This window comes from Pseudomonas sp. PvP027, assembly GCF_017833005.1.
Classification (GTDB): Bacteria; Pseudomonadota; Gammaproteobacteria; order Pseudomonadales; family Pseudomonadaceae; genus Aquipseudomonas; species Aquipseudomonas congelans.
The window spans coordinates 1,247,744-1,259,444 of record NZ_JAFIBK010000001.1 but is presented as its reverse complement, the minus strand read 5'-3'; the positions used below and the strand labels follow the sequence as shown (position 1 = coordinate 1,259,444).

Here is an 11,701-nt window from a genome sequence, read left to right as displayed (position 1 = left end):
GGATTCACGCATGAGCAGCCTGTCCGTTTATCACGTTTCAAGCCCTGATATGCCCAACAAGGTGCTGACCCATCTGGAAGACATCGCGTCGACGCTGGCCGAGCACGGCGTAGCGTTCGACCGTTGGGAGGCCGCTACGCCGATCACCCCCGGTGCCAGTCAGGAAGAGGTGATCAGCGCCTATCGCACCCAGATCGACAAACTGATGACCGAACGTGGTTACGTCACCGTGGACGTCATCAGCCTCAACAGCGATCACCCGCAAAAAGCCGAATTGCGCGCCAAGTTTCTTGAAGAGCACCGGCACGGCGAAGACGAAGTACGCTTCTTCGTCGCGGGGCGGGGCTTGTTCACTTTGCACATCGACGACTATGTGTACGCCGTACTGTGCGAAAAGAACGACCTGATTTCCGTGCCGGCCGGCACGCGGCACTGGTTCGATATGGGCGAAAACCCGCACTTCGTTGCTATCCGCCTGTTCAATAATCCGGAAGGCTGGGTAGCAAATTTTACCGGTGAAGACATTGCCGGCCGTTTTCCACGGCTGGAAGACTGACAGGAGCCCGATTCTGATGCCCATCAAAGCTATCCTCACGGATATCGAAGGCACCACCAGTGCAGTGAGTTTCGTTTTCGACGTGTTGTTTCCGTTCGCCAGAAAGCACCTGCCCGGATTCGTTCGCCAAAATGCCGAGCAACCGGCCGTGGCGCAGCAGCTGCAGGCGGTGCGCGACCAGGCCGGTGAGCCGGACGCCGATGTCGAGCGCGTCATTGCAGTCCTGCTGGAATGGATCGCCGAGGACCGCAAGGCCACACCGCTCAAGGCCCTGCAGGGTATGGTCTGGGAGCAGGGCTACAACGCCGGACAGCTCAAGGGCCATGTTTATCCGGATGCTGTGGATGCCTTGAAACACTGGCATCAACAGGGCTACCGGCTTTACGTTTATTCGTCGGGCTCGATTCAGGCTCAGCAACTGATTTTCGGTTGTTCCGAGGCGGGCGATCTGTCCGGTCTGTTCAGCGGTTACTTTGATACGACGTCCGGCCCCAAGCGCGAAGCGCAGTCCTACCAAACGATTGCCCAGGCAATGGACTGTCCTGCCGGGGACATTCTGTTCCTGTCGGATATCGTCGAAGAACTCGATGCTGCGCAGGCCGCCGGCATGGCCACCTGCGGTCTTGCGCGTGATGGCGGGGCACTTGCCGGGCACAGGCAGGTGGCCAGTTTTGCGCTTATCGATCCCGCTTCTTTCTAGAAGACTCCCGCCTGCTGTGCGCGGCATCGTCCTGATGCCGCTGCATTGAAATCTGCCTGCCGCAAGGCCTACCTACGCATTTGTAGGGTATTTCCTGCTTACGCGTGAGGTCTTGCCTGGTGGGAAGTGCGTTGAATCTGTTTGTTCTGTTCGCCGTTTTTCAACGTAATTATTCGTGTAAGTTTTGCGCCATCTTCACCGGGGTCACGGAAAACACCTGTACCGACTCCCGGGCGAACAAGGAGCGGCAGCGATGTGCAGTGCCATGACAGAAAGCGCGACCCGGGGCCTATTGATACAGCAGATGGTGAGCACGATTACCGAACTCGATGGGCAGACAGCCATCGAAAATGCACTTGAGTGGTTAAGGCGCGAATGCAACAGCGAGCGCGCGATGTTCTTTCAGTTCAAGGGTCCGGTGTTGCTGACGTTCATCACTTCCAACGTCGACCATGCCTGGGGCGAGGCCTACCGCCAGCACGACTTGATCACACAGGACCCGGTGATCCGTTGTTATCGCAATCAATTGGGCTTCCTGAACTGGCAGGATGCGTTCAGACAATACCCGGTATCAGCCTTTTACGACGAGCTCGTAGACGCCTGTGAACTGCTTCCGGCCATCTCCTATGGCTACACCAATCATTGCCGTGGCGCCGACAGCGTGACATCGGTCTGTACTCTGGGCGAAGTGGCGCGGACCATCAGCGCTGAACAAAAGTACCTCATGAGCAGTCTCATGCCGGTGCTGCACAGTGTCGCGCGGGGCCTGAAGTTCTCTTCACGCGGTCTGACCCATCGTGAGCTGGAAGTATTGCAGTGGGCCAGGGACGGAAAGACGGCCTGGGAGATCTCGATGATTCGCGATGTGTCGGAGTCGACGGTGAAGTATCACCTCAAGACCATCTACTCCAAGCTGGGCGTTGCCAACAGGGCACAAGCAGTGGGCGAAGCACTTTGTCGTGGTCTGATCAGGTAGCCGCCCTGCAAAACGCACGCAAAAAAAAGCCGCGAGAACAAAGTGTAATCGCGGCAAACAAGGGATGAGAGAGCGTACAGCGGGTGCCACCTACGAAGGTGGCGGGCAAATCAACGTGTGTGATACGTCGGCAGATCAAAACGGTGCTGGCTTTGCAGCATCGAGATCGCTGGCAGCTCGCTGGCTTGTGCAGCCAGGTCGCGGCGGATGGCGCTGATTACCCATTCCAGTTGAACCGGAGTATGCAGCTGAGCATAAGAGACTGAGCGACGGATCTGCTTACCATCCTGGGTACGCAGTGACAACAGAACACCACCATCGGGACGCGGCTGAGTGGTGACGGTGTAGTCGGAGAATACGGAAGCGAATTTTTCTTGAATAAAAGTCATGTGAGGCGGCTCCATTGCTCATGGGATAACAAGCTTGGAAGTACTGTTGCAGTGTCTGTGCCAGTCTCCCCCCTAAATTAACTCCTTTAAAATCAATAGCTTGGAATATAGTCTATTTTCAGGCTTCGTGCATTTTGCATGAACACCCTTCGTGCGCCCTGCATTTTGCCGTTTCCTGCACGATGGGGATCGGGCAGAAGGGGGATCGTATGGATTGCAGCCATCAAAAGCAGGCACTGCGCATCCGGATCGATGCTGATCGAACAGCTGGCGAGACTTGAGGTCAGTGTGTTTATCGATGCCGGGTCAACACATGTCCGGAGTACAGTGCGCCAAGGAGTAGTTAATGACCGATACAGATATCAGCGCTTCGAAAACCATGACTGAAGACGAAGCCGCCGAGTTCGCCGAGCAGGTATTCGATGTGGCTCGCCAGGGAAATGCAGTCATGCTGGAGCGCCTGCTTGAAAAGGGTCTGCCTGCAGATCTGCGCAACCACAAGGGCGATACGCTGCTTATGCTGGCCAGCTATCACTGCCATGCAGATGCCGTCCGTGTGCTGCTGAATCACAAGGCCGATCCTGAAATCCGCAACGATAATGGCCAGAGCCCCATTGCCGGCGCAGCGTTCAAGGGCGATCTGGCGGTAGTCAGGTTGCTGGTCGAGGCGGGGGCCAATATAGACGGCGCCTCTGCTGACGGCCGTACCGCATTAATGATGGCGGCGATGTTCAACCGCAACGAGATAGTCGATTACCTGATCAGTCAGGGCGCGGACCCGCATGCCACTGATGCCAAGGGCATCACTGCACTGGGCGCTGCTCAGGCAATGGGCGCGACCGTCACCATCGAACAGTTGACCAAAATGGGCGTGCAGCCTGCCCGGTCCTGATATCGAGTGGATTGACAGCAAGGCATGAACACATAGAGGCGCGATGGATTTACCGTTATCCTTCGCGCCTCTTTTTTTGCCCGCTATCAGGATCGCCCCCATGAAAGACTCACTGGTCGAATTAATCAGCAAAGTCAGCTCCGGCTGCATGGGCGATGATGAAATCGTGCATATCGCCGATGAAGCCGCGCAGGCGTATGCCGATCCGCAGGCATTTCTGGCCGCCAATCCTGATATCAACTACGACGATACATTCCCGATCCCGCTGGGCGAGTGGGTGGTGGTGGGCAGTCTGCCGGAAACCGTATTGTTCCAGGCCGACAGCTACATGGACCTGTTCGAGCAGATCGTTCAGTCGTTTGGCAAGGACGTGGCCTTCAACATCAAGCCCAAACAACTGGCCAAGGTAGAACCGCTGGTAGCGCTCAATCGCATTCAGATTCAGTTGAGCAGCATGAACAAGGACATGGGCGGCTATGTGCTGATGAACTTCAGCCAGCCACTGGATGACGAGCTGCAAACGGTGCTGGTGTATGGCCGTGACGAAGCTCGCGTACTCGAGCTGGCAGCATCGGCCGGCATCCATGCCGCACCCGCACTGCAGGCACTGCGCGGTTAACCCAGCGCCGTATCGAGAAACATCATTACCGCAAAGCCGCCCATCAGGCCCAGGGTTGCCGAGGTCTGATGGCCATTGCGGTGGGTTTCCGGGATGACTTCATGGGACACCACGAAGATCATCGCGCCTGCCGCCAGCCCCATGCTCAGCGGGTAGGCGATGGCAAAGCCGCTGGAGATGCCCAGGCCCACCAGTGAGCCCAGTGGCTCCATGAGGCCGGAACCGATCGCCACCAGCATCGCCTTGAAGGCCGACAGGCCGGTCGCGCGCAGGGCCAGCGCGATGGCCAGACCTTCGGGAATGTCCTGAATGGCGATGGCCGTGGTCAATGGCAGACCGACATTCATGTCGCCGCTGGCGAAACTGACGCCAATCGCCATGCCCTCAGGCAGGTTATGCAGGGTGATCGCCAGCACAAACAGCCAGACCCGACTGATTCGGTCCGAATGAGGCCCCTGGCGGCCTACGCTTTCATGTTCGTGCGGGGTGAACCTGTCCAGCCCCAGCATCAGCAGCACACCCAGCCCGAGACCGGCAACAACCGTCGCAGCTGCCCACGGGCCGCTGTCGGTAATGTCCCGGGCGGCTTCCAGGCCTGGAAGAATCAGCGAGAACGAGCTGGCCGCCAGCATCATCCCCGCGGCAAACCCGAGCATGATGTCCTGAGCGCGTTGCGAAACATTGCGCAGGGCAACCGCCATCACCGCGCCTAGCGCCGTCGCCAGAAAACCAGCTATACCGCCCAGCAGGGCGTGATTGAAGTTGACCTGACTGGTGCCATAGAAGGCGTTGTAAAGACTGATGCCACCGAGGCCGACGACGATCAGCAGGGCGAGGGCGAAGCCCAGGCTCACCAGCGGGCTGCCCTGAAGCTGGTTTAACCAGTTCGCCCAAGGCGTTCGGGATTGTGCGGGCGTAGGCATTAATAGAGCTACCTTTGTAAAGAGGGGAGACGATAGTGACTGAAATGCAAAGTCGACCCCGCTTGGGAGCCCGAGAATATAAGGTTGGTTCAACGGAACCCCCGAACGGCGCTACTATCCTAGGAGGGTAAGCATTCATTTTAGGGGCAACACCATGGGTTCTAGCTTCAACGGCCTGGTCGGCTTGATCATTCTGGCGCTCGATATCTGGGCCATCATCAACGTATTGAAAAGCGGTGCCGAAACTGGCAAGAAAATCCTCTGGGTATTGCTGATCGTACTGCTTCCTGTGGTGGGCCTGATCATCTGGGCAATCCTCGGGCCGCGTGGCAACGTACGCATGTGATACGTCCACACGCTGGGCAAACAACGCTTGATTACCCTGGGTAATCAGGCGTTTTTCGTTTCATGCACAGGGCACTGGCAGCAGCGGTGACGCACTGAACTGCCATAGAGGTTCGACCTGTCATGTTCCTCGACGTAGAATGCGCGCCTTTGTTGTGGGCGGTCGGCCGTCCTGTCATCAGTACCCAGCGGGAGCTTACCCATGAGCGATTATCAGGAAACGTTATACGAAGGCTACGGCCAGCGCTTTCGTATGGAAAAAATGCTTCACGAAGTACGTACCGATCACCAGCACCTGGTGATCTTCCAGAACCCGCGCATGGGCCGTGTCATGGCGCTGGACGGCGTCATCCAGACCACCGAAGCGGACGAGTTCATCTACCACGAAATGCTCACCCATGTGCCGATTCTGGCGCATGGCGCAGCCAAGCGTGTGCTGATCATCGGCGGCGGCGACGGCGGCATGCTGCGTGAAGTCGCCAAGCACATGAGCGTCGAACACATCACCATGGTCGAGATCGATGCGACCGTGGTCGAGATGTGCAAGGAGTATCTGCCCAATCATTCCAGCGGTGCCTTCGACGATTCGCGTCTGAACCTGGTCATCGACGACGGCATGCGCTTCGTCGCGACCACCGAAGAGAAGTTCGACGTGATCATCTCCGACTCCACCGATCCGATCGGCCCGGGTGAAGTCCTGTTCTCGGAAAACTTTTATCAGGCCTGCCATCGCTGCCTCAACGAAGGCGGCATTCTGGTCACCCAGAACGGCACGCCTTTCATGCAGTTGAGCGGTGTGCAGACCACAGCCGGGCGCATGAACGGTCTGTTTGCCGACTGGCATTTCTATCACGCAGCGATCCCGACCTACATCGGCGGAGCAATGACTTTCGCCTGGGGTTCGACCGACAAGCGCTATCGCAAACTGTCGCTGGAAACCCTGCGTCAGCGTTTTTCGGGCAGCGGTATTGTTACGCGTTATTACAATCCGGAAGTCCACATCGGCGCGTTCGCCTTGCCGCAGTACGTTCTGCAGGCCGTGGGCAAGGCCAGCAACGACTGATGAGCCGGTCCGGCTTCTCGGAGCCGGATTTTCTCGAGCGTCGCCTGCAAGGCTTTATAAGCGCGTAATTCGCGACAGAAATTTCACAAGTTCTGTCACAAAATTGCGCGCGAAGCTGAACAGGCAAGCGTCTTCATCGGCTGACCTGGCCCCTGGCGACCCGCAATCAAGTAATATCTGCGCCCTGTTGCGCGCCGTCTCCCTCAAGAGGAGGGCGGCACTGCACTCTGAACCTACCCCTGAATCCACCGGATCCTGACAACCATGGCCAAAACGGACGCCCAGATTCATCGGCAAGCCCGCCTGCAAAACCCCACTGTCAAATCGCATCTGGCTTACATCCTGCTCAGCGGCTTCGCCCTGATGGTGATGTACACGCTTCTGCGTATCGGTCTGCTGGTCTACAACCGCGAGATGATTGGCGACACGCCTGCCTCGACGTTCCTTGAAGCACTGTTCAACGGCACGCGCTTCGACCTGCGCCTGACCATGTACCTGCTCATTCCGCTGGTGCTGTCGCTGTTCAGCGCACGCGCCATGGCGGCCCGCGGGTTCTTCCGTTTCTGGCTGACCCTGGTCGGCAGCATCACGCTGTTCTTCGGCCTGATGGAAATGGACTTCTACCGTGAGTTTCACCAGCGCCTTAACGGTCTGGTGTTTCAATACGTCAAGGAAGACCCGAAGACTGTTCTGAGCATGCTCTGGTACGGTTTTCCGGTGGTCCGCTACCTGCTGGCATGGGCTGTGGTGACCTGGCTGCTGAGCCTGGTGTTCAAGGGCATTGACCGTGCAACCCGTCCACGTGTCGCTGCAAAAACCAGCCCGGAGGCCACTCGCTCCGTTGCGCCGTGGTATGTGCGCGCCGGTGTGTTCGTTCTGGTATTGCTGGTCATGGTGGTCTGCATCCGTGGCACTCTGCGCCAGGGCCCGCCGTTGCGCTGGGGTGACGCTTACACCACTGAGTCCAACTTCGCCAACCAGTTGGGCCTGAACGGCACACTGACGCTGATCACTGCGGCCAAGAGCCGTATGTCTGAAGATCGCGACAACATCTGGAAAGCCACGCTGCCACAGGCCGAGGCCCAGCAGACGGTGCGCGACATGCTGCTGACCCCGAACGACAAGCTGGTCGAACCGGATATCGCGGCTGTGCGTCGTGACTTCACGCCACCGGCAGAGAACACCTTGCCGATCCGCAACGTGGTCGTGATCCTGATGGAAAGCTTCGCCGGTCACTCGGTGGGCGCCTTGGGCAACGATGCCAACATCACGCCGTACTTCGACAAGTTGTCCAAGGAAGGCCTGTTGTTCGATCACTTCTTCTCCAACGGTACTCACACCCACCAGGGTATGTTCGCCACCATGGCGTGCTTCCCGAACCTGCCGGGCTTCGAGTACCTGATGCAGACGCCGGAAGGCAGCCACAAGCTGTCGGGTCTTCCGCAATTGCTGAGTACGGGTCGCAACTACGATGATGTCTACGTCTATAACGGCAACTTTGCCTGGGACAACCAGTCGGGTTTCTTCAGCAACCAGGGCATGACCAACTTCGTCGGTCGTGAAGACTTCGTCAATCCGGTGTTCTCCGATCCGACCTGGGGCGTTTCCGACCAGGACATGTTCGACCGTGGCGCGCAGGAGCTCAAGGCCCGTCAGGACGGCAAGCCGTTCTATGCCTTGCTGCAAACCCTGTCCAACCACACGCCGTATGCGCTGCCAGATCCTTTGCCGGTCGAGCGTGTGACCGGGCACGGCTCGCTGGACGAGCATTTGACCGCCATGCGTTATGCCGACTGGGCGCTGGGCCAGTTCTTCGAGAAGGCCAAAAAAGAGCCTTACTTCAAGAACACGCTGTTCGTGGTGCTGGGCGACCATGGTTTCGGTAACGACAAGCAGCTGACTGAAATGGACCTGGGCCGTTTCAACGTGCCTCTGCTGCTGATCGGCCCTGGTGTGCAGGAGAAGTTCGGCCAGCGCAGCAGCATCGTGGGTACGCAGGTGGACGTAGTGCCGACCATCATGGGGCGTCTGGGTGGTCTGAACCGCAACCAGTGCTGGGGCCGCGATCTGCTGAACCTGCCTGAGGGTGACAAGGGCTTCGGTGTGATCAAGCCGTCGGGCAGTGAGCAGGTGGTCGCTATCATCAGCGGCAACCGTATCCTGATCGAACCGACCGAGATGCCTGCCAAGCTGTTGACCTACACCCTCGGCGCCAAGCCGCATGCCGAAGAAGTGCCTGATGCGCCCGACACGCAGGAGCTCAAGCGCAAGCTGGAAAGCTTCCTGCAGACGGCTACCAAGAGCCTTCTGGACAACACGGCCGGTGTAGAGGCCAGCAAGAACCGCAACTGATGACGACTGACTCGTCCGGCTGACCGGCGAGCCGGATCAGTCAAGCGACAAGGGCCCTCGGCATTGACTGCGAGGGTCTTTTTTTTGCCCGGCATGGCTGGTTCTTCGGCGTAATTGGTTGAACGAATACGCGGGCCAAAAGGTCCAGATCACATAAGCCAGAGTGCCTGGCTTCGTACGGGAGGCATTGATGAAACAGTGGGCCATTTTGTATCTGGACAAGGATGGTGTGCAGCAACGCCGCGAGGCTGGTTTTGATGAGCGTCCCAGCGAGGAGGAGGCCGCGCGCTTCCTGCGCAAGGACCTTTACCCGGTCACCGACGAGCTGAATCTGAATGATCTTGATGGGCGCACTGAGGAGCCTACCGTGAAGACGCTCAAGGACCATAACAGTGTGCGGATCATTTCCATTACAGAAGTCGCCTGATCTGCGCTGATCAAAAACCTTTTCGTGGCAACCACTTGGCATCCGGCCCACGATGGGGCTACTCTGCAGATGAGGCTGTTCAGGCAGCCTCTGACATCTCGATACCGACCGGTGCCAAGCCTGGTCCGGTCAGCTACATGCTTGATTCCCCGCGTCGGATTATCTGTCGTGAGGTGGCCTCCGAGGACTCGGCGGTCGCTCTGGAAGAGTTGAAACTCTATCTATCGTTGCATAGGAGGACGTTTCATGAGCACAGCCTATCAAGAGGACATCAGCAGTAACGTACTGCGCCGCATGAAGGAAGGCGGTTTTGATTTCGCGCGAATCTATCCCATCGAGTTCTACGCCATCTTCCCGGATGAGGAACGGGCACGGCAGGCCGCAGAGCAATTTCGCGGCGAATCCCTCAACACTCAGGTAAACGTACGTGATGACGGCAATTGGCACCTGCAATTGAGCAAAGTCATGTACGCGACTTATGACGGCATTGGTGACTTCGAGCAGGACTTCCAGACGGTCATTTCACCTATGGACGGCGAAGTCGAGGGATGGGGCGTTACTCAGGAGATCAGAAGACTGCACGCTTGATGGCTGCGGATTGTCAGGCAATACACTACCGGCTGATTCGGGATACGTTCCGGATCGGCCGGTTCTGTTTTCGCTGACCGTTCCTGAACGGTGGTCAAAAAAAAGCCACTCAAACGAGTGGCGCAAAGGGAAGTCTGTTTAAAATCCGCAAGCGTTTTTGGCATGCTGGACAAAATATCGATTTGGGCAAAAGCGGCGTTTGGTGCCCTGTTTGCTCGGTTGCTGTGGAGTGTGGCGAACTAATGTCGTTGGCGGAAATCAACTCTGACTATGCTGATCATAGATTTCACGGTTGAATGACGCTTCCGAATGAGGCGCGAAAGAATTGGCTTGGGCGTTTAGTGCACAGGAATGGTGCGTAGAGCGTCGAGTGTTTACCTAACCTTTTGAAATCAAAGCGTTTATGCCGGTGGCACGGGCTTTGCGATGGTCTTGGTGTCCATGGTGACAAGGAGTACGGCATGATCCGCACCTTTTATGACGAGATGTACGATGCGGGCGGCGTAGTCCGTCCGCACTATCGGGAGTTTGCCCGCTGGCTGGGCGATACGCCTCCCGAGCTTTTGGCTCAACGCAGGCGCGAAGCCGATCTGCTGTTTCACCGTGCCGGGATCACGTTCACGCTGTATGGTGATGAGCAGGGCACCGAGCGGCTTATCCCTTTCGACACCATCCCGCGCAGCATCCCGGCCAGCGAATGGCGGGTTGTCGAGCGCGGCTGCATTCAGCGCGTCAAGGCGCTGAACATGTTTCTGGCGGATCTGTATCACGACCAGCGAATCATCAAGGCCGGGATCATTCCCGCCGAACAGGTGCTGGCCAACGAGCAGTATCAGCTGGCAATGCAGGGCCTGAATCTGCACCGCGATCTGTACTCGCACATTTCCGGCGTCGATCTGGTGCGCGACGGTGACGGCACCTATTACGTGCTGGAAGACAATCTGCGCACCCCGAGCGGCGTGAGCTACATGCTCGAAGACCGCAAGATGATGATGCGCCTGTTCCCGGAGCTGTTCTCCGCGCAGCGCATTGCACCGATCGACCACTACCCGAACCTGCTGCTCGACACGCTCAAGAGTTCCAGCCATCTGGACAACCCGAGTGTCGTGGTGCTGACGCCTGGTCGCTTCAACAGCGCCTTTTTCGAGCATGCGTTTCTGGCTCGCGAGATGGGCGTCGAGCTGGTGGAAGGTGCCGACCTGTTTGTTCGCGATGACCGCGTGTTCATGCGCACCACTGACGGCCCGAAAGCCGTTGACGTGATCTACCGTCGTCTCGATGACGCGTTTCTGGATCCGCTGGCCTTCAACCCCGATTCGATGCTGGGCGTCCCTGGGCTGCTGGCGGCCTATCGATCCGGCAACGTGGTCCTTGCCAATGCCATCGGTACCGGTGTCGCGGATGACAAGTCGGTTTACCCCTACGTCACCGACATGATTCGCTTCTATCTGGATGAAGAGCCGATTCTCAAGAATGTGCCGACCTGGCAGTGCCGCAAGCCGGAAGAACTGTCGCATGTGCTGGCCAACCTCGGCGACCTTGTCGTCAAGGAAACCCAGGGCTCCGGTGGCTACGGCATGCTGGTCGGTCCCGCCGCGACCGCCGCCGAGATCGAAGCCTTCCGGGCGCGCCTCAAGGCCAAGCCGCACGCGTACATCGCCCAACCCACCTTGTGCCTGTCGACCTGTCCGACCTTTGTCGAGAACGGCATAGCCCCGCGACATATCGATTTGCGCCCGTTTGTTCTGTCCGGTCGTGAAACCCGCGTTGTGCCTGGCGGGCTTACCCGAGTGGCCTTGCGTGAAGGCTCACTGGTGGTCAATTCGTCGCAGGGTGGCGGAACCAAAGACACCTGGGTGGTCGAGGATTAA

General features: G+C 58.1%; 13 protein-coding genes. 11 read left to right on the top strand and 2 right to left on the bottom strand.

Annotation, left to right across the window (positions count from 1 at the left end; all coding sequences use genetic code 11):
• Positions 1-10 precede the first annotated feature (10 nt).
• The 3 genes from JOE33_RS04885 to JOE33_RS04875 all read left to right on the top strand — a co-directional run bounded on the left by JOE33_RS04885 (position 11) and on the right by JOE33_RS04875 (position 2,232).
• The gene (locus JOE33_RS04885; protein ID WP_003371536.1) at positions 11-556 is read left to right on the top strand and encodes an acireductone dioxygenase; all 546 of its coding nucleotides are present in this window, start codon (positions 11-13) and stop codon (positions 554-556) included.
• Between the two features lie 16 nt (positions 557-572).
• A complete protein-coding gene (gene mtnC / locus JOE33_RS04880) occupies positions 573-1,256 on the top strand; it encodes an acireductone synthase (RefSeq protein WP_122693711.1) in 684 nt (227 codons plus the stop codon).
• Positions 1,257-1,509: 253 nt separating this feature from the next.
• Positions 1,510-2,232, top strand: a complete 723-nt coding sequence (locus tag JOE33_RS04875) for a LuxR C-terminal-related transcriptional regulator (protein ID WP_010427085.1) — start codon at positions 1,510-1,512, stop codon at positions 2,230-2,232.
• A gap of 110 nt (positions 2,233-2,342) precedes the next feature.
• Here JOE33_RS04875 and JOE33_RS04870 read toward each other — a convergent pair whose 3' ends face one another.
• Entirely contained in the window at positions 2,343-2,621 is a 279-nt protein-coding gene (locus tag JOE33_RS04870; RefSeq protein WP_003315128.1) for a DUF3509 domain-containing protein, read from the bottom strand.
• Positions 2,622-2,967: 346 nt separating this feature from the next.
• Here JOE33_RS04870 and JOE33_RS04865 point away from each other — a divergent pair, with 346 nt between their 5' ends.
• Positions 2,968-3,513 carry an ankyrin repeat domain-containing protein gene (locus JOE33_RS04865; protein ID WP_187626050.1) on the top strand — a complete coding sequence of 182 codons (546 nt, stop codon included), beginning with the start codon at positions 2,968-2,970 and terminating at the stop codon, positions 3,511-3,513.
• Between the two features lie 100 nt (positions 3,514-3,613).
• On the top strand, positions 3,614-4,132 hold the full coding sequence (locus JOE33_RS04860; RefSeq protein ID WP_187626049.1) for a hypothetical protein: 519 nt from the start codon (positions 3,614-3,616) through the stop codon (positions 4,130-4,132).
• Here the strand turns inward: JOE33_RS04860 and JOE33_RS04855 are convergent.
• Entirely contained in the window at positions 4,129-5,055 is a 927-nt protein-coding gene (locus JOE33_RS04855) for a ZIP family metal transporter (RefSeq protein ID WP_010427078.1), read from the bottom strand. The two genes, JOE33_RS04860 and JOE33_RS04855, sit on opposite strands and share 4 nt — an antisense overlap.
• Before the next feature lie 154 nt (positions 5,056-5,209).
• On the opposite strand from JOE33_RS04855, the gene JOE33_RS04850 reads away from it, so the two are divergent.
• The 6 genes from JOE33_RS04850 to JOE33_RS04825 all read left to right on the top strand — a co-directional run bounded on the left by JOE33_RS04850 (position 5,210) and on the right by JOE33_RS04825 (position 11,701).
• Positions 5,210-5,401, top strand: a complete 192-nt coding sequence (locus JOE33_RS04850; protein ID WP_003315122.1) for a PLDc N-terminal domain-containing protein — start codon at positions 5,210-5,212, stop codon at positions 5,399-5,401.
• 201 nt (positions 5,402-5,602) lie between these two features.
• Positions 5,603-6,463, top strand: coding sequence for a polyamine aminopropyltransferase (speE, locus tag JOE33_RS04845; protein WP_032611394.1), 861 nt, complete (start codon positions 5,603-5,605; stop codon positions 6,461-6,463).
• Positions 6,464-6,727: 264 nt separating this feature from the next.
• Positions 6,728-8,815: an LTA synthase family protein gene (locus JOE33_RS04840; RefSeq protein WP_010427073.1), complete on the top strand. Its 2,088-nt coding sequence runs from the start codon at positions 6,728-6,730 to the stop codon at positions 8,813-8,815.
• 190 nt (positions 8,816-9,005) lie between these two features.
• Positions 9,006-9,242: a hypothetical protein gene (locus tag JOE33_RS04835; protein WP_010427071.1), complete on the top strand. Its 237-nt coding sequence runs from the start codon at positions 9,006-9,008 to the stop codon at positions 9,240-9,242.
• Between the two features lie 246 nt (positions 9,243-9,488).
• Positions 9,489-9,830: a ribonuclease E inhibitor RraB gene (locus tag JOE33_RS04830; protein WP_010427069.1), complete on the top strand. Its 342-nt coding sequence runs from the start codon at positions 9,489-9,491 to the stop codon at positions 9,828-9,830.
• Positions 9,831-10,291: 461 nt separating this feature from the next.
• Positions 10,292-11,701 (top strand): circularly permuted type 2 ATP-grasp protein, encoded by a 1,410-nt coding sequence (locus tag JOE33_RS04825; protein WP_002552858.1) that lies wholly within the window; start codon positions 10,292-10,294, stop codon positions 11,699-11,701.